The 22,231-nt window shown below is 58.9% G+C and carries 20 protein-coding genes and 3 pseudogenes; 12 read left to right on the forward strand and 11 right to left on the reverse strand.

From position 1 onward, the window contains the following. The 10 genes and pseudogenes from B4V04_RS14175 to B4V04_RS14220 form a co-directional block, all read right to left on the reverse strand. On the reverse strand, positions 1-275 hold a 275-nt coding region (locus B4V04_RS14175; protein WP_498232385.1), incomplete at its 3' end, for a hypothetical protein. Continuing rightward, on the reverse strand, positions 241-2,448 hold the full coding sequence (locus B4V04_RS14180) for a VirB4 family type IV secretion system protein (RefSeq protein WP_498232386.1): 2,208 nt from the start codon (positions 2,446-2,448) through the stop codon (positions 241-243). The genes B4V04_RS14180 and B4V04_RS14175, both read right to left, overlap by 35 nt. Then, the gene (locus B4V04_RS14185) at positions 2,441-3,562 is read right to left on the reverse strand and encodes a TraC-like domain-containing protein (RefSeq protein WP_498232387.1); all 1,122 of its coding nucleotides are present in this window, start codon (positions 3,560-3,562) and stop codon (positions 2,441-2,443) included. The genes B4V04_RS14180 and B4V04_RS14185 overlap by 8 nt, the downstream gene beginning before the upstream one ends. 2 nt (positions 3,563-3,564) lie before the next feature. Next, positions 3,565-4,680: a TrbL/VirB6 family protein gene (locus B4V04_RS14190; protein ID WP_498232388.1), complete on the reverse strand. Its 1,116-nt coding sequence runs from the start codon at positions 4,678-4,680 to the stop codon at positions 3,565-3,567. 2 nt (positions 4,681-4,682) lie between these two features. After that, entirely contained in the window at positions 4,683-5,519 is an 837-nt protein-coding gene (locus B4V04_RS14195) for a hypothetical protein (protein WP_498232389.1), read from the reverse strand. 3 nt (positions 5,520-5,522) lie between these two features. After that, positions 5,523-7,259 (reverse strand): DUF8186 domain-containing protein, encoded by a 1,737-nt coding sequence (locus B4V04_RS14200; protein WP_498232390.1) that lies wholly within the window; start codon positions 7,257-7,259, stop codon positions 5,523-5,525. Positions 7,260-7,287: 28 nt separating this feature from the next. Next, positions 7,288-7,710, reverse strand: coding sequence for a DUF7985 family protein (locus B4V04_RS14205; protein ID WP_498232391.1), 423 nt, complete (start codon positions 7,708-7,710; stop codon positions 7,288-7,290). 11 nt (positions 7,711-7,721) lie between these two features. After that, a pseudogene (locus tag B4V04_RS14210) lies at positions 7,722-7,938 on the reverse strand (hypothetical protein); the annotation flags it as partial. A gap of 722 nt (positions 7,939-8,660) precedes the next feature. Continuing rightward, the gene (locus B4V04_RS14215) at positions 8,661-9,548 is read right to left on the reverse strand and encodes a sensor histidine kinase (protein WP_498232392.1); all 888 of its coding nucleotides are present in this window, start codon (positions 9,546-9,548) and stop codon (positions 8,661-8,663) included. 81 nt (positions 9,549-9,629) lie between these two features. Then, complete coding sequence (locus B4V04_RS14220) at positions 9,630-12,893, reverse strand: GAF domain-containing protein (protein WP_498232393.1); 3,264 nt, start codon at positions 12,891-12,893, stop codon at positions 9,630-9,632. 216 nt (positions 12,894-13,109) lie between these two features. Between B4V04_RS14220 and B4V04_RS14225 the strand changes: the two are divergent. Together B4V04_RS14225 and B4V04_RS14230 are read left to right on the forward strand one after the other, a co-directional pair. Beyond that, positions 13,110-13,290, forward strand: a pseudogene (locus B4V04_RS14225) (IS5/IS1182 family transposase); the annotation flags it as partial. Between the two features lie 179 nt (positions 13,291-13,469). Further along, complete coding sequence (locus B4V04_RS14230) at positions 13,470-13,745, forward strand: helix-turn-helix transcriptional regulator (RefSeq protein WP_498232394.1); 276 nt, start codon at positions 13,470-13,472, stop codon at positions 13,743-13,745. An 86-nt stretch (positions 13,746-13,831) separates the two neighbouring features. On the opposite strand, the pseudogene B4V04_RS14235 reads toward B4V04_RS14230, so the two are convergent. After that, positions 13,832-14,607, reverse strand: a pseudogene (locus tag B4V04_RS14235) (HAD-IC family P-type ATPase); the annotation flags it as partial. A gap of 11 nt (positions 14,608-14,618) precedes the next feature. Between B4V04_RS14235 and B4V04_RS14240 the strand changes: the two are divergent. The 10 genes from B4V04_RS14240 (at position 14,619) to B4V04_RS14285 (ending at position 22,211) form a co-directional block, all read left to right on the forward strand. Further along, positions 14,619-14,933 carry a metal-dependent transcriptional regulator gene (locus tag B4V04_RS14240; RefSeq protein ID WP_498232395.1) on the forward strand — a complete coding sequence of 105 codons (315 nt, stop codon included), beginning with the start codon at positions 14,619-14,621 and terminating at the stop codon, positions 14,931-14,933. Between the two features lie 141 nt (positions 14,934-15,074). Next, positions 15,075-16,334, forward strand: coding sequence for a multicopper oxidase domain-containing protein (locus B4V04_RS14245; RefSeq protein WP_498232396.1), 1,260 nt, complete (start codon positions 15,075-15,077; stop codon positions 16,332-16,334). Further along, positions 16,335-17,585 carry a ZIP family metal transporter gene (locus B4V04_RS14250; RefSeq protein WP_498232397.1) on the forward strand — a complete coding sequence of 417 codons (1,251 nt, stop codon included), beginning with the start codon at positions 16,335-16,337 and terminating at the stop codon, positions 17,583-17,585. A 24-nt stretch (positions 17,586-17,609) separates the two neighbouring features. Next, complete coding sequence (locus tag B4V04_RS14255; protein WP_498232398.1) at positions 17,610-18,038, forward strand: cupredoxin domain-containing protein; 429 nt, start codon at positions 17,610-17,612, stop codon at positions 18,036-18,038. A gap of 225 nt (positions 18,039-18,263) precedes the next feature. After that, the gene (locus B4V04_RS14260; protein ID WP_498232399.1) at positions 18,264-18,407 is read left to right on the forward strand and encodes a DUF7347 domain-containing protein; all 144 of its coding nucleotides are present in this window, start codon (positions 18,264-18,266) and stop codon (positions 18,405-18,407) included. Positions 18,408-18,577: 170 nt separating this feature from the next. Beyond that, positions 18,578-19,258: an organomercurial lyase gene (gene merB, locus B4V04_RS14265; RefSeq protein ID WP_498232400.1), complete on the forward strand. Its 681-nt coding sequence runs from the start codon at positions 18,578-18,580 to the stop codon at positions 19,256-19,258. 71 nt (positions 19,259-19,329) lie between these two features. Further along, on the forward strand, positions 19,330-20,040 hold the full coding sequence (locus B4V04_RS14270) for a class I SAM-dependent methyltransferase (RefSeq protein WP_498232401.1): 711 nt from the start codon (positions 19,330-19,332) through the stop codon (positions 20,038-20,040). A gap of 230 nt (positions 20,041-20,270) precedes the next feature. Then, complete coding sequence (locus tag B4V04_RS14275; protein WP_498232402.1) at positions 20,271-20,903, forward strand: helix-turn-helix domain-containing protein; 633 nt, start codon at positions 20,271-20,273, stop codon at positions 20,901-20,903. A gap of 330 nt (positions 20,904-21,233) precedes the next feature. Then, positions 21,234-21,485 (forward strand): methyltransferase family protein, encoded by a 252-nt coding sequence (locus B4V04_RS14280; RefSeq protein ID WP_498232403.1) that lies wholly within the window; start codon positions 21,234-21,236, stop codon positions 21,483-21,485. A gap of 93 nt (positions 21,486-21,578) precedes the next feature. Beyond that, entirely contained in the window at positions 21,579-22,211 is a 633-nt protein-coding gene (locus B4V04_RS14285; RefSeq protein WP_498232404.1) for an SAM-dependent methyltransferase, read from the forward strand. The last annotated feature ends 20 nt before the right edge of the window (positions 22,212-22,231 follow it).

Raw genomic sequence — 22,231 nt, forward strand, 5'->3', positions numbered from 1 at the left:
CGGAGCCGTTTTTCAAGGGTATCCAGATGGTCGTCAGCACCGTAGTAGAATTCGACGGGGTCATCTTTCCCCTCGCTCAGCGCGAGGAATTCGAAGCGTAGCGGTGTGTCGCTATGTAGCGGATTGAGTTTGTCAGCTAGCCCCGTCGAGTCCGGTGAAGTGAGTTTGTGAAGGCTTTCCAGTGCCTTCGGTAGACGCTCCGGATTGAGGCGTTCGGAGGTTGGCGTCACGCGAAGGTACTCACGCATCGTCGTCACCTCCCGTTTCGCCGCCATCAGTCTCTGTTGGCGTCCGCTCAGGTGGGCGTTGTCCGTTGTTGGTCGCTCGGCTTTCAATATCGTCTTGGAACGCCTGCACCTCCGCGTCCACAGCATTCTCACCAGTCCCGGGAAGTGAGGCTCGCCGTTGCTCGGTTGGCTCGAAGTCGATGACCTGCTTCTCCTTGGGCATCGCTTTGACCTGGATCCCACGCCACTCGCCGTCGACGCCGACCAGTGCCTCGGAGAAGCCGGCGTCCTCGTTGCCCGGCACGGCGTCCTGGACAAACCGCATCTGCGCGTAGTTCAGGCCGAACTCGTCGGCCCACTCTTCGTCCATCCCGTCGAGGCGGTGGAACTGCTTGACTGCACACTGATCCAGGATCGCCTCGGATTCTGCGTGTTCGAAGAACTCATCAACCGTCTGCGTGACCAGCCGAATCGAGAGGTCGTGGTGACGGTGGTGGCGGAACACCGTCTCAAGGAACGCAAGGCTCGCGGCGTCCTGCATGATGTACCGTGCCTCGTCAATATAGAACACGACCTCCTTGTCTGAGACCTTCGCCCGCTCGTACACCAGAGAGATGAGTAGCTGCATCGTCAGCGCCGTGCTGCTGTCCACGCTCCCCTCCTGTTGGGCCAGATCGAGGTAGATGACCTTCTCATCCCGGATGTCGAAGTCCGATTCTTGGCCGAGGTTTGCGTGTCGACCTCCCTCCTCGAAGGGGCGAAGCTGATCGAGGAGCCACGTCGCGTCCTCTTTGATCTTCCCCGCCTCCTCGTCGGACCGGACGACGAACTCCTCGGGGTCGTCGACCATATCCTCGAAGACGTCCATCATCTCACGGATGGTCGGACTCGAATTGCTGTGCGTGGAGATGTCGTCGGTGATGTCCTTGCGCTGGTAGGCACGTTTGAGGGCGAGTTCGAGCGTGGTGCGCCGATCTCCCAGTGAGATACCCCGGAGGGCGAAGAAGTTCGTGAGGAAGCTCATCGCGTCGTCGAGCTTCTCGTTGAACGGGCTCGCGTCCTCGCCCATCGCCCGCTGGACGTGCTCGGGCGTCTTCCGAATTTCCAGCGGATTCAGCCCGAGCGTCCCGCCGACCGTGATGCGTTTGGCGTCGAGCGCCTCTGAGACGCCGGCCCAGTTGTTCAATGGTTCGAGGATAATGCCGATGCGATCCTTGCTCTGCTCGATCGACCGGATGAAATTCTGCTTCGAACTGAACGACTTTCCCGAACCGGTGTCGCCGACGGTGAACATCGCGTACCCGTTGTCTCGGGCGAACGGGTCGATGACGACTGGACTCTGGTTGTCCTTGTGGATCCCGAACTCGACCCCACCCTCCTCGAGAATCGTCGCGTTGTGCGGGGAGGAGAGTAACGCGCCGACGGCGCCGCCGAGCGCAATCGACGTCCGCCCGAACTCGTTGTCGCCGATGGGTGCAGCGGATTGGAGGGCGAGGTCCTGTCGGCAGATAGCGGTCTTCGGCGTGAGGTTCGCCGGGTCGTCACGGAGCGCACTCTTGACCGTCTGGACGTCATCTCTGAGCTTGTCTTTCTCGTCGGCTCTGACTGTAATGAACATCCCCTGGTCGAAGACGTTCGCGCCGTTCTCGACGGCCTTGTACGTCGCTGCGGCCTCGTTGGCGCGTTCTTGGAGATAGGCACTCCGGATACTCTGTTCGAGGTCAGCATCGACTTGGAGGTCATCCGCGATGTCCTGTAGTTCGTTCCGGGCTCGCTCCTGGTTTTTCGGCGTGATGTGGGCCGTCAGATCGAACTGGACATCGCTCATCTCGAAGAGGTCACTCAGATATCCGTCGTTGGGATAGTCGGCATAGTTAGCGATGTACAGCGTCGTCGTCCACTGCTCGCCGACCTGTGCAGATCGTGTCTCCCACTCGACAGCTCCGGGCGCGGTGACGGTCTTGTGTGACTCAGAGATGTCGTCGAGGAGTTGGCGTTCGGCCTCGCCTTCTTCGAGTGTCACCTCATCGAGAACATCGGTGAAGTCCACGTCAGGTTCATCATCCGCAGTGAAGCGGTCCCAGAGGTACTTACTGCCGACGCCAAGGCCGAGACCCACTGCAAGAGCAAGTACTGCACTCTCTGCTGGCGTCAGATTCTGGAGCCACCCGGTGACGGAGTCAAGCGCACCACCACTGATCTGGAGGATCACGTTACGCATCGTGTGGGTCCTCCCGGCGCGAGTGGCCGATGATCGATTGGTCGCGAACGACACACTCCGCCTCGTCGTAGTCGTGTTCGCGGCCGTTCCAGAAGTCCATATTCAGGACGAACAGCTCGACCGTGCTGAGCCGGCGTGCGGACCACCCCGACGCCTGCTGTATGAGTTCGGAGCGAACGTCGTTGACGCGACTGTCGAGTTTCTCGAACATTTGGGCACGGCGCTCGACGTCGGTGAGGTCCTCGCGCCGGGTGACGAACGGGTTGAACAGGAACCCGATCACGGGGAACTGGGTCAGCTTCTCTGCGGGGGTGCCCTCGTCGCGGAAGCGGTCGTACACTTCTATCGGGCTGACTTCAACGCCGATGTAGTACCGGACCTGCTGAATGCCCCGGTCACGCATCTCCTTCGGCCGTGTCTCCCGGTACTCTTCGAGGAGTTCCCGGAAAATCGGGTTCTCCGTGACGTCTTCGTCCGTGAGCCGATCTTCGATGGTCTCGGTGATCTGCTCGACCGGGAAGGAACGGGTTGTGGCGTGGAGTTTGAGCTTCGAATCCAGCTCTTTGTTGGCGAACTCTTCGCCGGCGTCTTGCAGCTGCGCCCAGTCGTCGGACATCGCGAAGTCCATGTTGGCCGGATCGATCTCGATGAACGCCTCCATCGCGCCGTCTTCACGCTGGATGGCACCAGCGCCCGGCCACGCCCGCTTGATGTTCGTGAGGTCCTGTGTCCGCTCGTCCGGCTTGAATGGCGTGTAGTTCGCGAGTCCGCCTTCGTTCCGCTCTGACTCGTTGGTACTCGTGTCGGCGTCGGCGGGCGCACTGAACGTGACCTGAGGTCGTTTGAGGTACCGATAGACGTCTTTGGTCCACGTCCAGGCGTTCAGGTGGGTTGGTGAGACGTAGATGACGGCAACGCCAAAGCCAAGCCCGCCAGCGACGAACGGGAGGGCAAGCGACTCGATCCCGGTGAGGCCAGCGATAAACAGCCCAATAATGGGGAAGGCGATGAGCATGCCGACGTCCCCTTCCTCAATATTGAGATACGGGATGCGACTCTCCTCGCCGAACTGATCCATGATGCGCCGTGCGGCCGCGTCTTGATCTGCTGACATTGTTAGTGGATTCCTCGATCAAACTCCATCCCACGGTCGTCACTCGTCGATTCGGCTGTCGCTCCACCAGGGTCATTCTCTGTTCGACGGTACGATGGCGGGACGCCATCGTCTCCTCCATGACCACCGCGGGCACCTGCCTTTTGGGCGACGGCATGGCCAGCGGCGGCTTTCGGCCCCCACCGAGCGGCGGTCGTCGCGACGCCGGCACCACCGACGTAGGCTCCAGCGGCGACACCGCCAACGAGTGCTACGCCTTTCGTTGCACCGCCGACGACTTTGGCCGTCAACGGCGTCGCGTATTTGAACGTCTTCCACGTGATGTAGAGGGCGACCAGCGGGAGGGACACAGCAACGAGATATTTGAGGAATGCTGTTCCTGGTGTGAGCGTCCCTCCGCCGTAGATCAAGTCGTACCCCTTGAGGACCATCGCTGCCGGGAGCGGGAGGACAGCCAACGGGACAAACCGTTTGCAGAACCCCATCGCGATATCAGATACGACTGGAATATTTCCGTAGGCCAGTGCAAATGCAATCGGCATTCCGTATAGGTAGACATACAGCAGAATCATTCGGATGTAGAACAGCGCCTCCAGCGCCCACATCGAGATTCCACCAATCACGGCGAACAATAGCCCCAGTCCGGGGTTTGTGATGGCTGCGCCCAAGAACTGAAGCATTGCCGAGGCTACGGAGGAAAGATCCGGCATTAGCGCAATAGTGAACCCGTCGACGAGGTAGAGTACGAGAGTTCCAACCCAATACCACGTAATGATTAGAAAAGCACCGACCCAGGCCGTCTTCTTCGTTTTTCGGGCTTCGTAGGTACTTCCAATATTGAAGATCCGAACCGTGTGACGGCCCTGTACGCTCATCACGAGGAGCAAGAGGGCAAGTAGCATGATTTCGCCGCCGATGAGAGCATCGTGAATCGCTGGCCAGGGTGCGTTGGTTGGTTCACCGAAGACAAATGCTCCGTTCGTCTCTGGGGTCGGGGTTCCGAACATTCCCTCAGTCAGAGTCTCATACCCCGACCTGAGACCGTTCATGAACAGGCCGATGAACCAATCAACGACGCCTTTGATACCCTCAAGAACGACGTCAATGAGATCAACCATCGTCAGGCCTCCGTGATCGTGACCTCACAGTCTGTCATCTCGTCAGACCCGGAATACTGGACATTGTAGGTACTCGTGACCCGATTGCCACTGACCTGAGTCTTGACGATAACCGTGAACTGTCCGCTGTTACCATCTGGGGAACACCCCATTCCGTCTTCACTCTCTGAACCGAACGGGAACGAATTACTGAACAAGTCGGCCGTCTCACCAGGGGAGACTACTACCCGGTCGGTTTCGTGCATTCCACTGCCTCTGGGGTTATCAATTGGATTGGGAACGTCCCCGGAGAAGATTAGTTCAGTTATCGCTTCCGGACCGCTTCCTGTGTTCTCTACCGTGACGAATGCCTCGCCATTCTTGATCCGGTCAGTCTCGCTCTCACCATAGATTTCGTCCCACCGCTTATCTGGATTATTCCGATAGAGTCCGACATCCTGTATCTGAATCTCTGGACGGAGTTCAGTCGTGGTCTCAACTACTGTCTCCTCGCCTTTCAACGCGAGTACGCGGTACTCACCGAGCGCATACGCCGTGCCAATCTCGAATGAGACCTGCTGAGCACCTGCGGCTACGTCACGTTTCCCGAATAACTCGCTGTTCGGTTGGATAAGGTTGACCTGGTCGACATCGGCCTCTTCCGAGAGTTCAACGATGAGTGTTGTCCCCTCGACAGCGATACGCGTGAGTGGGCCGTTGCCATCTGGAGAGGTCGTTCCGTCACCAGGTGTCCCAGAACCGCCATTGTCATTCAGACAGCCAGCGACGCTTACGAGCGCAGCACCTGCGACTGTTCGGAGGGCGGTTCGCCGACTGATGTGTGGGTGGTTTCTAGCCATGGACTATGGGTTTCGTTGAAAGATGTCTTCTGGACCTAGCATTCGGAGGAGCCGCTTGCCTGCGTAGAACATCACAATAAACGGGATGAGTTGCCAGCTGACTTCGAAAATGAACGCGAACCAACCGTCGATGGTGCCGAGCGGATGCCAGCGAGCAGTAGCCGTCGCACTCACATACGCGGAGTTGTGCCCGAGCCACGAGCCTGGGTGGTACCGAGCCGTGTAGATATCCGGCTCGTCGATCGTCACGATCGCCACCCCAGAAGCGTTGGTCTCGACGCGTTGCTCCGCGACGGTGATGTAGCCATTGCGAGTGTTCCCGCCGATTGGATATCGTCGGTCGGGATCGCTGAGCACGATTGGTGCGCCGGTCTCGTTATCCCGGAGCTCGATGCGGAGTGTGGCCTGGCTTTCGTTCTGCTGAAGCACCTCAACAGTCAGATTACTGCGCCGGAGCTGCCGCTCAGAGCCAGCGTCAGGTGCCACAATCGAGGCGTTCACACCCCGCACGATCCCTGCCACCTGGAGCGCATTGCGGTCGACGTTCTCCGCGCGAACCGCAACACCGTACGTCGTCGTGTACGACTGGTTGACGATGTCGATGTTGATGTTCTCACCAAGAGTGCTGTCCGGAGACGGTCGGTCTGTGCCCCAGGTGTCGATGATCTCTGGGCCATCACGAACTGGTTCGGCACGGGGGCCGATTCGCGACGGGTACGCGTGAACATAGACTGGAATCGCGTCAGACTCGACGGTGGCGCTGTCGGTCCTGTTTGACCTGACGAGTGTATCCCAGTTGGTGTTCCGAGCGGTGTAGAACCGCCAGACTCCACGGACTCGTGCGTTTCCATGCTCCGTCAGCGTGTACCCCTGCCACGGTCTGGACTGGAAGATAGCCACACCGGCGTCACCATTGGGATACTCGGCGTAGTAGGGGTACGCCGAGAGGTCGTAGATCTCGACGGCGATCGAATCCGAAACGTTGAGCGACTCGGTTTGGTACGTGACCTCGACATCAGTCTCATCGCCTCGGTCGATTCGCGCGGTCTTCTTCAACCGGATGCTGATCTCGGCTTCGAGCGTGAGGTTTGCACTCCAGTCATCCTCGATCTGGTAGTCGAGGGCCGGCGTGTGCGAGCCATCACGTTCGACGATGGTTTCACCGTCCTTCTGCAACCGAACCTTCTCGACCTCGTTGCTCGCAAGCGACCACTCGATCGTCGTGTTCTCCGAAGAGCTTCCGTTCGGGACGCGAACACGATAGTCAACGAACCCCCGCATCGTGCCGTTCGGTGCGATATAGAGCGGCGTGTCACCCGACTCCAAGTGACCTCGCGTCGACGGCTGCACTGTGAACACTGTGGCGTGGGCGTCCTCGATGAACACCCCGTCTTCGAGCGATGCGTGGCGCGGATGCAAAGACGTATCCGACCCACCGGCTTCGAGATCAGCGAAATCGTTTCGCGTCCACGTTGCAGCTGTCGCCGGCGGGCGCGTGAACGTGATGTCCGTCCCGTTTGCGAGTTGGTGCATCGCGGTCCGGCTCTCGCCGTATCGCTGCTGGTACTCCTCCTGGCTGATGTAGTTGTCCGCGTCGCGAGACCACAGCGTGGCTGATTCATTCTCAGTGAGCTCATTCCCCTCCGTGCCTGGCCGTGGCGGGCTTGCAGTAACGAGACCCGTGACTAGGCTCGTCACTAACAGGGCGGCCATTAGCACGGAGAGCTCTCGTTGTGTCATGGGGGATCGCGGCGGGGGTGATAGTCGTCTACCAGGGGGCGAGGTCGACGCACTGCGCTAGTGGAAGGTTCATCAATGACCCAGCGACGGTGTAGAGTGGCCCGAGCGCGACGAGAACGACCGCAGACTTCATCGCGGAGCGCTTGTGGCGCTTGAGTCCCTTCTTCTGGTCGGGTGTGATCGTGAACATCTCGATGAGGGAGTCGGCCTGCCACACGACCGCGAGGCCAACAATTCCCAGCGCCGTGGTAAGCTGGAAGAAGCCCTCGATCATGCTGGGGAGGTTGTCCGCGCTACAGACCGCGTTGGTCTGTGCGGCGGCGGGTTCCACAGCGAACAGGCTCAGGACGACGACGATGAACACAGCTTGCCTGGGAAGCCTACTTGATGCCGTCGGCTGGCTTTCAGCGCGATTCGAAGCCGTCTCGGAGGGTGTATTGTTTTGTGACATATCCGGTTGATCTTCACATCGGCGTACCGATTGATCTCGTCGACGCTTTCTTTTTCATGTAACCCTGCCTGCAATCCCGTTTGAGGAGACCACGGAGATCGTCGGGGTCAACACCGCGACTTCCATTTCCTCGCGAAGGCCGTGGCGATAGAGGCCGGAGGCGTTGATATGGTTGTTCCACAGCAGGCACAGGTCATGGATGTTCTCGATGGTGACTGACCTTGTAATCTGACGTGCGGGTATGTTTCTGCACCGTTATACTCCAGCTCACACAGATACGATAATGAGATTATATGTATATGTTTTTGGGTGAAGACCAATAATGTAACCATTCTATGACTACAACTAACTATTGTCTATTTGTTGGTACATACACATTACCAACGCGAACCTATTGTCAGTCTATTGTAATTTTGGTTAGACTGAAACAGATTGATCAACTCTTCTTGGGGCTTGCAGGCCAGGTCTTCGGAATAATGCTTTCAGTCGTCGTTTCGCCCCAGTCTCGGTGTCACAACGCATGTGTCTCGATCTGCAAGCGCCCAAGCGGGGTCTGTGCCTCGTATGCGACGTTTTAGTCCTAATCGGAACCGGATATCTCTCAGCCGTTGTCCTACGAGAGAACACCGATACGACACCAGTTTTGGTGTAGGTAGAGAGATAGTATATAAAACTAGGATTGCGGGGTATCGCGCCACTCTTGGAATGACATACAATAGTAACGCATATAACAGAATTATGATATTTAGTATTATGTTCGGAACATACGCTAAAACTCCGTTCTGAAGGACGGGGATACAGCGCCGTCATCGTTTTGCTACCATGTTTGTCGGCAGGTATACAGTCCACCAGGGGATGCCTGTAGTCGCCACCCGAGCGCGTATGCTGGATCTTCTTTCTCCGGGGGACTTCATTCCGAACCGTGGCTCGCAGCTAGCGCCAAGTCGGCCTCATGCGCGTGGAAGACGCATCGTGACAACGCTCCCACATGGTTCATTTTCCGTAATTTCGAAGTCGCCATTAAATCGCGTCGTCACCCAGTATGCGAGCCACAGGCCGATCCCACTACTGTGAACTAGCGGTGTTTCACCACCTTCGCGGAGGACCGTTCGTTCGTGTTTGGGGATGCCCGGCCCATTATCCGCGACGCGGAGCACGACCCAGTTGGACATCTCCTCGACTGTGATCGTGAGTTCGGGGTCCTCCGATTCGTTGTGTCTGATGGCGTTATCGATCACCTCGAACACGCCGAATTCGAGGAGTCGATGCGCGTCAACGGGTGCTGACGACGGTGTCTCCGTTTCGATATCGACGGTTGTGATGGAGACTGTCTGCTGAGTGAGGGCGTCGTCGACGATATCAACCATATCTTGTGTTTCGAGAGGAGACTCTTCATCCGGCAGGTCCGAAATCCGCTTGCTCTTTTCGACGTACGTCACGATCCGGTTTGAGGCTGTCACGACCGACTCGAGTTGGTCGGTGACCTCTGCATCGTCTGCAGTATCGAGAGCCCATTCGGCTCGCCCCCTGATGATATTGATATCGTTCCGGATGTTGTGTCTGAACAGCCGTTGTAGGATATGAAGCTCCTGCGTGCGTCGTTCAAGCTGTGTGTTCGTCCGATCGAGCGACTGCTGACTCAGGCGGGTTAACAAATAAATCAGGACTGCTGTCAGCGCAATTTCGAGACCAGCCTTCATCGTCTGCAGCTGGCTCTGGAGTACCGGATCATCGATCCAGATGACCAACAGCACGTCAGAAACCAACAATGCGAACATCGCGAAAACGACGTACACGAGTGTTATCTGTAGGGGCGAGAGATCCACATCGATGCGCATCCTCAGTCACCCCTCGGGAGAAATCCAGTTCCAGCACCAGGAGCGTGTGCTGTTGGCTGCCCCCGTAGTTGACTCGGGTGGTCACACATCATGACCACCCGACGCGTGGTCAGTGTCGATCTCGAACCGGGCGCCGCCGTCGGCAGACTCATCCACGGAAATTGTCCATCCGTGCGCCCCGACGATCTGTTGGACGATCGACAACCCGAATCCGGTGCCGTCTGTCGCCGTCGTATACCCCTGATCGAAAACCTGATCCCACTCGGCGGGCGGGATCCCCGGACCGTCATCCGTGACGACGAAACCGCCGGCGTCCGGGAGCGCCCCGACGCGAACTGTCACGTCGTCTCTCCCGTGTTCGATGGCGTTTCTGAATAAATTCTCAAACAACTGCTGTATTCGGCCCGGATCAGCGCCGATGACCACGTCTGCGTCTATCTCGAGGGTGGCGTTGGCCGTCTCGACGGTTTGCCACGCCTCAGTCGCGACCTGCTTGACCGACAGCGGCGACGTCTCGCCGACAGTTTGACCCTGTCGGGCCAGCGTCAGCACGTCCTCGATGAGCGCTTCCATCCGATCGTGTGCCCGTCGAATCGCAGCGACGTGGTCGTTTTCCTCTGCGATATCGAGGAGCTCGAGTCGCCCATTCGCGATGGTTAGCGGGTTCCGCAGGTCATGCGAGAGAACCCCTGCGAACTCTTCGAGGCGTTCGTTCTGGCGGCGGAGCTCCTGTTCGCGGGCCCGGAGCGCACGCTCGTCGTCCGCCCTGTCGAGGGCCGTTTCGACGTTGGCGGCCAAGATTCGCGCCAGTGAGATGTCCTCGTCGTCGAACGCCGCTGGCGCCGTCGCGGCGATGTTGAGCGTTCCGTACTCGCCAATGGGAAGGATCAGCAGGCTCCGGACGCCGGATCCCGCATTCACCGATATTTCGTGGGTGGTCACGTCGTCGACGAGTTGCGGCTCGCCGGTTTCGAGTGGCTCCCACGCGAGGCTTTCACCACGTTCGAAGATGTCCGGCTCGCCAAGCGTCGACCGGCCAACGTCCGTGAGGGCAACGGGAACCAGCACATCTCGGTCGGTATCGTGGTAGCGAACCGAAACTAACGAGTATCCCAGAATTTCGGTAGCCGCCTCAAGGGTGCGCTCAGCGATCGTCTGCTCATCTGAGATTGTCATCAGGTCGCGGGTCGCCTCATGGAGTCGTGCCAGTTGCTGCTCGTGGATCGTTCGGTCCAGCGCGATAGTCGTCGTCGCTGCGAGAAGCTCACTCAGGTAGACGTCATCATCATCGAAGGCAGCCGCCCGTACCGAGCCGATAAGTAACACGCCGTGGGTGCCGAGCGGGATAATGATGGCACTGCGAACCGGCGTGTTGGGATCGTCGAGCATCGGTTCTGAAACTGTCTCGACATCGTCGAGCACACGTGTTTCACCGGTATCGAACGCGTTCCAGACAATGTTGTCCCCCGCCGTATACCCGAGGTCACCTTCGTCAAGGTGATCCGTCACAGCGGTCGTCATCGCAACCGGACGGAGAGCACGCCCCTCGTCGTCGAGCAGGTGAACGACGCTCAGCGGGCGATCTAAGGTGTTCTGTACGGCGGTCACCGTCAGCTCACAGATGCGTTCCTGGGAGGACGCCTGGAGCTGCTGTCGGGTGATGTTGTTCAGCGCTTCGAGCGTCCGTTCACGCCGTTTTCGATCGGTGATGTCGGTGTAGATCCCATAGGCAGTGCTGGGCTCGGACTCGATCGGGATATTTCGAAACAAGAAATCCCGGATCTCCCCGTCGGCCGTCTGTCGGCGGACTTCCCGAACGAGCTGTTCGTTCGCGACCGCTCGATCGTCGATGTTGGCGGCTTCGGCTTCGAACTCCGGTGGGACGATCAACTCGTTGATCGGCGTCCCAACTACCTCACCGGAAGCGTAGCCAAAGACAGCTTCGAATGCCTCGTTGACGGTTTGAACGATCGGCTCGCCGTTTTGAAGATCGACGGTTACAGCAGGGTCCGGAATCGTCTCGAACAGCGTCGCCAGGCGGTCGCGCTCCCGGCTGAGCTGTGCTTCGCGGTCACGAAGCTTCGCTTCACGCTCGGCACGAGCCAGCGCCGCCTCGAGGTTCGTCGCCAGTATTTTGGCGAGCGCGATATCCGTCTGTTCGAAGGCATCGGCTTCGGTCGACCCGATCAGGAACACGCCGTACTCGCCGAGTGGCAAGTACATCTCGCTCTTGATCGGCGTGTCCGGATTGTAGACATCGTCCGCCTCTCGAACGTCTCGATGGACGGTTGTCTCTTGGGCCTCAAACGTTCGCCAAGCGATCCCGTCTCCAGATGTGAATACGGGTGGTTCCCCGACCGCCGTTTCCGTTGCGTCCGACCACGCGACTGGAACAAGTCCCTCGACAGTCTCGTCGTACAGATGTATCCCGTTGAGCGGCAACTGGAGGATATCGCTCGCAGCCTCGCTTGCCTCGGTCGCAATCGTCTCGGGAGATTGGGCGCTCATCAGCTCCCGAGTACTCTCGTGGAGGGCACTCAACCGTCGCTCGTACCGCTTCTGCTCGGTCACGTCACGATACACCCAGAGATTCCCCGAATTGGTTTCTCCCAGTTCAACGGCCGTTATCCGTCGTTCCAGCGTCCGGCCGTCGACGAGATCGAACACATCGCGCTGGCTCGACGCCTCGGTCTCAACGACGTCGTTTGTCCGTTCGATGAACCGCTCAGAATCGACGAACTGCTCTTTAATATTCTCGGCAGCCGCCATACAGTCAGTGCCAACGAGCGCTTCCGGCGCGGCTTCGATCTTGAACATCTCACAGAACGCCTGATTCGAAAACAGCACTTGCCGGTCGGCGTCCTCGACGAGAATCCCGGCGGGAAGGTTCTGTGTAAGCGTCGACAACAGCGCGGTCCGAGACGCGAGCGTCTCTCGCTCATCTGTCAATTGCTGCTCGCGACGCATCGTTCGTGCTCGATACAGGCCCGCAACAGCGCCGATAGCCGTCCCAATGGCCCCACCGAACAGTACTCCTTCGACGACCTCAGCGACGGGCAGGAGATGTCCCTCGACGCGGAGTTCAATATGATATAGCGCGACGATACCGAGTACCAAGAGCGCGGTGACGACAGTTGTGATCGTGACCGTTCGGTACTCAGGCCGTCCAAACGACGCGTTCCGGAGACGAAATGCGATAAAGGGGGGCACACACAACGCCCCAACGAACACGACTCCTTCGGCGAGAGCCAACAGCGAGGCGGTCTCTTCACGAAGGAAGAGCCACTGAGAGAGATAGGCTCCAACCAGGAGGGCTGGGAGCAGCGTGAGGACCACGACTGCCATTTCGTGTGATCTGTTACGATTCATTGGTGGGGGTGGTCCGTCTGGGTAGCGGCGAGTGGCTCATCGAGCGGACAGCAGACTAACCTGAAACGTGACTGGCATACAAACTCTATCTCGCGGGTTGTCAAATAAATTGGCCATCATCGTGTTAGTTGGCTGACGGCCGCCTGTTGAGCAGAAGATATCTCGGAGCACTTGGGCTGCGACCCGTCTTCAATGAACAAAGTGTGGAACGCACGCTTAGACGCTAATCTCTACGGGAAAGCAAGTCAGACCGTGACCGTTAACTCAACGCTCAAACGAAAATACGATGCGTTCGTCCGATTACGACGCTGGTGGAAACAGTTCCGTGAACACCATTGCTTGTTTCGTTCTTAATCTCGACCGGCCACTCTGAACGGTCTATACACACACTTCAGCGAACAGTTGTTTCGCACAAAAATCTGTCTGAAGAATAGGATTCCAACAGGACCAAGTTCGAAGTTTTACACGTGATATTCCGGCCCAGTAACGCTAAAATCGTTTCAGAGTACCAGAGAGAACATATGCCACCCTTCAAAAATAAGGAACAGACAGATGCACAATCTAACTGGGTTCCAGCGAGACATATTGTACGTAACTGCCGGTCTGAGGGAACCACACGGGCTCGCAATTAAAGACGAACTCGACGACTACTACGAACAAGAGATCAACAACGGCCGCCTCTATCCGAATCTCGACGATCTCGTCGACAAAGGACTACTCGAGAAGGGTGAATTCGACAAGCGAACGAACGTATACACAGTCACACAGCGCGGTCAGCGTAAGATAGAGGCACGGCGTGAGTGGGAAAACCAGTATCTGGCGAACTAAGAAGCGGCTCCTACGCAGCACCAACCGGTCTGTCGGAAGCGATGATCACCCCGACGGAATTCTTCTTGAAATAGCCAGAACGGGGTTCAGTCAGCAGGCTGTGCCTCCGTCGATGGTGTCCCACCCAGAAGCTCGGAAATAGACAGGTCCACGCGCCGAAGCAGCTGTGTGTTGATCGTGACGATCACCGTACTCAGCGAAATCAGGGGGACGCCCACGGCGGGAGACAGCAGAATCCCGATTGGTGCCACGCCCACTGCAGGCGGAATCGCGAAGACGTTGTACCCCGCCGCCCATACGATAGTCTCCTGCATCTTCCGGTAGCTCGCCTTGCTCAGCCCAGTCGAACGACATCCATGGGGTTGTTCTGGACGAGGATGACGTCCGCCGACTGGACGGCAACGTCGGTGCCGCTCCCGATGACGATACCGATGTCGGCCCGCGTCAGCGCCGGGGCGTCGTTGACGCCGTCGCCGACCATTCCCACGAGCTTGCCCTGGTCCTGGAGCTCCTGGACTTTCTCGTCTTTGTCTTGGGGGAGAACCTATGCGAACACTGTATCGCTGCCGAGTTCGTCGGCGACGCCGTCAGCGATGTCCTGGGAGTCGCCAGTCAGCATCGCCACCCCAGTCCCCAGATCGTGGAGGGCATCGACGATGCGAAAACTCTCCTCGCGGATCATATCGGTCATCGCGAGGGCTGCGATCAGTTTTCCGTCACGAACGGGGTACACCACAGTCTGTGCGTTCTGATCGGCGTCATCCGCGAAGCGTTGGAGACCAACCGGCACCTCACTCTTGAGTTGAGTCAGCAGATTCTGGCCGCCGACGTACACCTCATCCCCATTGACGGCCGCACGGACCGCGGTGTTAAGTGAAGGATGAAGCGGGACTCATGCACTACGAACCCTATCAGGGAGTCACACTCACCGAGACTGGAGTTCCTATTGCTCTCGAAATCATTCGCCATCACCGGCTCTTAGAACGAAAGCTGACGGACCATCTCGAATACGATTGGGCGGGGGTACACGACCAAGCAAATCGCCTCGAACATCAGATCAGCAGTCAGTTCGCCGACCGAATTGCAGAGCAACTGGGCGATCTCACAGTTGATCCAGAAAATTGGGACGAATCAGTTGCACTACCCGATGAAGTGGTACGTTCTGTATCGACCCGGTCCCTCACGTAGAGTACGAACTAAGCCACTCAAACGCCCACCACCGTCGCTATTAGTTTAGTCTCACTTTAAGTTTAGATGCGTCTAATTTATATATTGGGTGGGACAACTGGCGTGTATGGGTATTCGAAGGCTCACTCAGCGGAGGAGATCATGCCATCGATAGATTACGACAGTGCAGCGGAGGTCACAGAACGGCTCGAACAGCGACTGGTCGACGCACTCACCGGTGACACGAGCGTGAGTCGTCGGACGGTACTCGGCAGTCTCGGTGTCGCCGGGAGCGCTGCAGTCGGACTCGGCAGTACGCGAGCAGGTGCGTCGCCCGGCCACGAAGACAAAAAGACACACGGGAACTTCGGTGCGGTGGGCGAATATCAAGACCTGGATTTCGATCCACACGAGTTCCTCACCGCATTCAACACCGGAGATAGCGGCCAGGATAACGTTCCCCAGCAGGTCTACGAGGAGGATGGCCGAACCGTTCGCGAGTTCGATCTGACTGCCGTCGACACGACAATCACCATCGCGCCGGGCATCGAATTCCAGGCGTGGGCGTACAACGGTCAGGTTCCAGGACCCACCATCCGCGCCGTCGAGGGCGACCTCCTCCGGATCAAATTCACGAATCTGGGACGACACGCGCACACGATTCATCCGCACCTGAAGAATCTCAACCCGCGGATGGATGGAATCCCTCAGAACGGGCCTGGTGTGCTCGATACGGGCGAGTCGTTCACCTACGAGTGGATCGCCCAGCCCGCCGGCACGCACTTCTATCACTGCCATTCGCTCCCGCTGAAAGAGCACATCCACCGGGGACTCTACGGCACGATCATCGTCGATCCGGACCCCGAGCGCGTCAGGGAGAACCCACGCGACTACGTCAACTACCCCGGTCCGATCACCGACGACCTCCGGACGCGGCTCGTCGACGAGGCGAAGAGCCGGAACCACGAGTACGCCGAAAACGACGCCGTCAACGAGATGGTGATGGTGATGAACTCGTTCGACACCAACTTCGACGGCGGCAACGAGGTCTACGCGGTGAACACGCGGGCGTTCGGCTACGGGGTCGGTAGCACCGACGGCAACGGGAACTGGACGGCGGGCGAGACGAAACACCCCGTCCAGATCGACAAGAACGAGCGCCAGCGCGTGTATCTCGCCAACGCCACTGAGTTCGACCTCATCAACTCGTTCCACACGCACTCGCAGTTCTTCGACTACTACGACCATGGGACGACGCTGACGCCGACGCGAAAGACCGTGGACACGATCATGCAGACGCAGGCACAGCGCGGAATCATCGAGATCGACTACTCGGATCACGAGCCCGGGCTGTACATGTTCCACGCCCATCAGTCGGAGTTCGCCGAACTCGGCTGGATGAGCTTCTTCGAGGTGGTCTAAATGGCAGACAAGACACACCCCCCGACGACGGACGGTGGCGTATCAGCCGACAACGAGAGCACACAGCCGTTCGGACTCCCGCGATGGGTCAGCGCGTTACTCCCGATTGTGTTGCTCGTGCTCGTCTTGGGGGTGTTCGCGTTCACGTCACCGCTCGCCGGCGTTCAGAGCGGCGCCCCGCTTCCGGACGTAACGGTCACGCACACGACGCTTCCGAGCGACGACACGGTCGTGTTGCACGTGACGAACAACGGCCCCGACTCCGTGACGATATCACAGGTCCTCGTCGACGAGGCCTACTGGAACTTCCAGATCGACGGCGCTGGTGGTGACCAGACGCTCGCCCCGATGGAAAGCGCACAGGTCGTGATCCCGTATCACTGGAATCCGGGGTGGGATCTCGAGGTCGCGCTCGTCCTCTCTGACGGAGCGACTTTCCACAACACGATCGTCGCGCCGAGTCAGTCACCCGGCTTCAGCCTCAGTCTGCTCGGAACGCTTGCAATCATCGGGCTGTTCGTCGGCGTCATCCCGGTCGCACTCGGGATGCTGTGGTTCCCCTACATCAAGACGATGAGCGACCGGTGGCTGCACGCCGTGCTCGTGTTCGCGGCCGGCGTCTTGGGCTTCTTGGCGTTCGACGCCGGGTTCGAGGCGTTCGAACTCGCCGAGCAAATTCCAGGTGCGTACGAGGGCAACCTCTTGATCGTCTTCGGAATCTTCGGCACACTTCTCCTGGTTCAGGCGCTCAGCGCCTGGCGTGAGGGCCGTGTCGCCGCTGGTGATAGCCGAGCAAGCAGCGGTCTCTGGATCGCCTATCTGGTCGCGGTCGGGATCGGCCTGCACAACCTCGCGGAGGGGCTGGCGATCGGGAGTTCGTTCGCACTCGGGCGTGTGTCGCTCGGGGCGTTCCTCGTGATCGGGTTCATGCTCCACAACGTGACGGAAGGCCCGGCCGTCGTCGCACCGGTCGCCCGCGGAGAACGCCCGGCGCTCAAGCACTTCGCCGCGCTCGGCGTCATCGCCGGCGCACCCGTCATTCTCGGTGGCTGGATCGGCAGTCTCGCGTACTCGCCGACGATTGGCGCCTTCTTCCTCGCGATCGGAGTCGGCGCGATCCTACAGGTCAACTGGGAGATCGCGGGGATGGTTCGTGATGCGGGCGGTCGCGTGGCCAGCGCCACGAATCTGCTCGCGTTCCTGCTCGGTCTCGGTGTCATGTACGTGACCGACCTCTTCGTGGTGCTCTAATAGGCACCACCCAATCCTGGGACAATGGCACGTGAGCTCTACAGTCGGCGCACAGTGTTGGGCCTCGGCGCTGCGACCCTGGCGACGCTCAGCACCGCTGGCTGTTTGCGCGGGCAGGCATCGTCGATCCAGACCGTCACGATGCCCGACAACCACACGTTCGCGCCGAAGACCGCGACGATCGAGTCTGGAGAGACAGTAAGGTGGACGAACGAGAGCGACATTCAGCACACGGTCACAGCGTATGCAGACGGGATACCAGACGAGGCCACGTACTTCGCAAGTGGCGGCTTCGAATCAGAGCGTGCCGCGAAAAATTGGATCAGCAAGGGGCTCATCGCACCCGGCGAGGAGTACGAGCACACGTTCGATCACCCCGGAACGTACGAGTACTACTGTATCCCACATGAGAGCTCTGGGATGCGCGGCATGATTCGAGTGAAGGAACGGTGACTATGATCCGAACGCCCGAACAAGACCGGTACTGACCAGGGGCTACAGATTGTTGGGCACGACTGCGATTACCTAGTGGGTCATAGAGTGGTACATATCGATCCAGTCATCACACATAAAAAATCGGGACACTCTAAAGCTTCCCGAGGTCCCAATGGGCAAGACGCGAGTACCATCTGCAGGAGTGATAACTGCGCTGGTGGATAACCATCAGTCGAGACGTTCTTGTTATTGCCAAACGAGTATCGGCCCGCAATTCTCAAAGCAGCTGTTCAGGCTGACAATCACAGGGAAGAACCCCTTTCGTTTTCGACCCTCGATAAGACGGTCGACATTCGAGATAGCGGACGTTTTTCGTACCACCTGTAGGAATCAGATCATTTTCTAACCGGTTCTGACGACGGATGAATACTCCACGAGAACGGTTGTGATCGCTTCGTTGGCGTTATCATATCGATCGATATCTGAGACGGGGTAGCAGCATCTTATGATAAACATCCCCACGTTGCTGGGAGCAAGTGCAACGCCGGCGTATCGTCTTGATACAAGACGAGACGATGGGGGACTCAGAAAACAACACCAAAACGCAGGCCGACACGGAGGGTTGCAGTGGTACCGATCCGCGTGCAACGGATCGTGAAAATAATACTGATAACTTGATCGACGAAGGTGACGTGTTGGACGCGCAACTGCCTGATGAGTTGCGGTCGGCGCTCGGACACTTCGTCGGGTCGGATTCGATCGACACGCTCAGGGAGTGGACGAGCGGGATTCGTAGTCACACAGGTGGTGGAGCAATAGACAGCGAACAATTGTGCCACACGGATACGGAGTCAGAACATTGGGGCGAGGTCGGCAAAGAGCGGTACTACTTCCAGTGTTTCTACGACGCGGTCATTCTGGCCGCAATCGAGGAACGGCCGGTCGATATTCGCACGGTGAGCCCAGATGGAACGGTCGTCGAAGCACAGGCAGTCGGCAGCGTCGAACTCTTGATCACGCCGAAAGAGACGGTCTTCTCGTTCGGGATAGAACTCGATGCATATGAGCGGTCCAGTGGCAGTCCGACATTACAGGACGGCTATGCCGCGATATGTCCCTACGTCAGGGCCTTCCCCGACCACACGGCGTACGAACAGTGGGCGGAGACGGTCCCCGCGACCACGGTCGCACTACCGCTGGCAGGAGCCACGGACGTGGCCAGGGCTCTCGTCGCCTGAGACGATGCCGTTTGTAAACACTCCTAGTATTATCGGCGTTACTCCCTCGGTGCTCCGTCCCGGATAAACAGATGATGGTCGACACAACCTCCGACGAGGGCGCGACGCCAACCTCGTCGACGGACGACAGTTCACAACCCGTTGATACGCGGGTCCTCGCTGACCACCCGCCACAGTCCATCGCTGACGTGCGGGAGACCTACCGCGACCAAGCGGCGACGATCGACCGGATGAGCTGGCTAAACCGGCTTCTCACAGGCCGGTATCGACGGCGACTGTTCGGTGACGCAAACGGCCGCGTCCTCGACGTCGCCTGTGGCGTCGGGACGAACGCCCGTTACCTTCCCCCGGATAGCGAGTACGTCGGTATCGATATCAGTCCCGAAATGCTGGCCAAGGCAGCCCAACGTCTCGACGATCGGCCGCGCGGGACCACGCTCCACGAGATGGACGCCCAAGATCTGGCGTTTCCTGACGACAGTTTCGAGACGGTCATCTCGTCGCTGTCAACATGTACCTTCCCCGATCCGGTCGAGGCACTCTCCGAGATGGCGCGGGTCTGTGCGCCTGACGGTCGGATCCTGCTGCTCGAACACGGTCGTAGCAGCGTCGGACCGATCGCTCGGTTCCAGGACTGGCGGGCCGACGCGCACTTCGAGAAACACAGTTGTCGGTGGAACCAGAATCCCCTCGAAAACGTTGCACGGTCCCCGCTTGGGGTCGTCGAGTCGTCAACCGCGTTGCTCGGGGTCATCACCGCCATCACAGCTCGCCCGGAGTGAGGGCTGGCTCACTCAACGCGACGTCAATTGAGACCGTAGACTGGCAGTTTCATGGAGTGTACACAAGCACCCTTCACCTGCCTACTGCTCGCTTCACTCGTCTGTGCCGAAGGCAACTCCGTCCAACCAATCAGTTGGCGATCATGCTCGGCACACGCGTTGGCATTCCGAATTCACCTCCCAGTATACTGGGCACAAGACAGTAGGCACTGCTCGCTCAATCGAACGATATGCGCGAAGCTGAAGTCAGCGTCTCCGACACGGACTTGGAAGCGATGGGTGTCGACGGACTCCTATCACTGGCTCAGGAGGCTGGACTCCTCAATGTAGAGGAACTTTCCTGCCGTGGAAACGGCGCCGTCCTGCAGGTCGAAGTTGAGAAGAAAATCGACGAGGAACGATTGACAAAGCTCGATTGTGTCGACGAGTGGAACCACGTGGCCGAGCGAAACGACTCTCACGTGTACGTCCTCTCGTTTACCGCGCCTGACCTGCCGGAGAGTCTCGAAGAGATGGCGGCAGACCTCTTCGGAACGTGCGACCCGGAGGTCAAAGACGGGGGTGCTACGATGTCGCTGGTCGGCCCGCACGAGGCGATCTCGGGGCAAATCGGCGAGTACAAGCAAGCAGGCGTCTCGCCGAGCCTCCAGCGCATCGGCGGTTACGAGGGCCCGGAGTATCCACTGGACGAACTGACCGCTCGCCAGCGAGAGGTCATTGAGACGGCCTGGGAAATGGGCTACTACGAGATCCCCAAAAAAGTCTCAGCCGACGATATCGCGGCGGAGATAGACCTCGAATCCTCGACCGTCAACGAACACCTCCAGCGGGCCGAGCGCAACCTGCTCGGCCAACTCCTCTGAATCCGCCGGCCGAACTTCGTGCTTGGAGGGTTCGAAAGGGCCAACCCTCGGAGGCACGATACCCCCGTTGTTGGTGGAATTTCGCTACTATTCGGTTCACAGTCAACGTGACGTATGCTTAAATACGTCCAGTATGTCAGGAAGTGCCGATTTGCTGAACGGGTCGCAATGATAGAAACGCACACTGACAACGGAGAGTGAAGCGGCAAATCACACTCACATCTCGGACTCTGATATCCGACTCAAGACAGGTGACTCAGACCAATGCCAGTCATTCCGAACCTAATGGAACGGACGTACATGCTCCGGTTGAATCGCGGGCCTGGGCCGATGCTCGACCTCTTCGGTGGAATGAATCTTGAGGCAGCGATGCTCGCACTAGACTTGGGCGTGTTCGCAGTCCTCGACAACGAGGCCACGACGTCCACACAGCTCGCCGACCGGCTCGACATAGACGAGACGGGATTACGTATACTCCTCGACTTCCTCGAGCACACCGGCTACGTCACCGAACGGAACGACAGGTACTCGCTGACGGCGATGACCGAGACGTGGCTGCTCGAATCCGCGGACACGAGCTAGGCCAGGTACTTCAGGTTCTGGCGAGAGATCCTGTATCCGTTCTGGCGCAAACACGCGGCGGATGCGATCCGGGAGGGCGAGCCGCCAGTCTCGGTGTACGAGTGGCTCGACGACCATCCCGACCTGTGGCCGACCGCCGAGGCCGCCTTCGAGCTGACGGCCGAACTGATCGGCGACGACATCGCCGCACAGCTGGACGTCCCCGACGATGGAACCGTACTCGACGTCGGTGGCGGCCACGGACTCTACAGCAACGCGGTGTGTGACCGCTATCCGTCGGTCTCAGCGACTATTTTCGACGACCCCGCCGTCCGGGATATCGCAGATCGAAACGTCGACGCGGCAGGACTCGGCGATCGAATCATCTTCGAAGACGGCGATTACGAGACTGACACGTTCGAATCGACCTACGACGCCGTACTGGCCTTCAACGTCGTCCACGGTAACAGCCGGGAGACCAACCGAGAGCTCTTCGACATACTATCCGATGCGGTGGCGCCCGGGGGCCAGCTCGCCATTCTGGACCAGTTCGGCGACGGGGCAAGGGTCTCGATCGCCAATACCGGGACCCGGTTTCTCGACCTGACCTATCTCGTCTCGCTCGGTGGCCGTACGTATCATACCGACAGGGTGTCCGAGTGGCTCGATGATGCGGGCTTCAGACGGACCGGGCGGCACGACTTCACCGGTCGGAATATGACGCTGCTTCTCGCTGAACGAACGTAGCAGCGTAGTGGGTGAAACAT

This window comes from Halorubrum sp. B52, assembly GCF_059752555.1.

What these genes read in the sequence shown, in the direction of transcription:
- B4V04_RS14180 (WP_498232386.1), bottom strand. Translation starts at nt 2,448, where the DNA reads ATGCGTAACGTGATCCTCCAGATCAGTGGTGGTGCGCTTGACTCCGTC.
- B4V04_RS14185 (WP_498232387.1), bottom strand. Translation starts at nt 3,562, where the DNA reads ATGTCAGCAGATCAAGACGCGGCCGCACGGCGCATCATGGATCAGTTC.
- B4V04_RS14190 (WP_498232388.1), bottom strand. Translation starts at nt 4,680, where the DNA reads ATGGTTGATCTCATTGACGTCGTTCTTGAGGGTATCAAAGGCGTCGTT.
- B4V04_RS14195 (WP_498232389.1), bottom strand. Translation starts at nt 5,519, where the DNA reads ATGGCTAGAAACCACCCACACATCAGTCGGCGAACCGCCCTCCGAACA.
- B4V04_RS14200 (WP_498232390.1), bottom strand. Translation starts at nt 7,259, where the DNA reads ATGACACAACGAGAGCTCTCCGTGCTAATGGCCGCCCTGTTAGTGACG.
- B4V04_RS14205 (WP_498232391.1), bottom strand. Translation starts at nt 7,710, where the DNA reads ATGTCACAAAACAATACACCCTCCGAGACGGCTTCGAATCGCGCTGAA.
- B4V04_RS14215 (WP_498232392.1), bottom strand. Translation starts at nt 9,548, where the DNA reads ATGCGCATCGATGTGGATCTCTCGCCCCTACAGATAACACTCGTGTAC.
- B4V04_RS14220 (WP_498232393.1), bottom strand. Translation starts at nt 12,893, where the DNA reads ATGGCAGTCGTGGTCCTCACGCTGCTCCCAGCCCTCCTGGTTGGAGCC.
- B4V04_RS14230 (WP_498232394.1), top strand. Translation starts at nt 13,470, where the DNA reads ATGCACAATCTAACTGGGTTCCAGCGAGACATATTGTACGTAACTGCC.
- B4V04_RS14245 (WP_498232396.1), top strand. Translation starts at nt 15,075, where the DNA reads ATGCCATCGATAGATTACGACAGTGCAGCGGAGGTCACAGAACGGCTC.
- B4V04_RS14250 (WP_498232397.1), top strand. Translation starts at nt 16,335, where the DNA reads ATGGCAGACAAGACACACCCCCCGACGACGGACGGTGGCGTATCAGCC.
- B4V04_RS14255 (WP_498232398.1), top strand. Translation starts at nt 17,610, where the DNA reads ATGGCACGTGAGCTCTACAGTCGGCGCACAGTGTTGGGCCTCGGCGCT.
- B4V04_RS14270 (WP_498232401.1), top strand. Translation starts at nt 19,330, where the DNA reads ATGATGGTCGACACAACCTCCGACGAGGGCGCGACGCCAACCTCGTCG.
- B4V04_RS14275 (WP_498232402.1), top strand. Translation starts at nt 20,271, where the DNA reads ATGCGCGAAGCTGAAGTCAGCGTCTCCGACACGGACTTGGAAGCGATG.
- B4V04_RS14280 (WP_498232403.1), top strand. Translation starts at nt 21,234, where the DNA reads ATGCTCGACCTCTTCGGTGGAATGAATCTTGAGGCAGCGATGCTCGCA.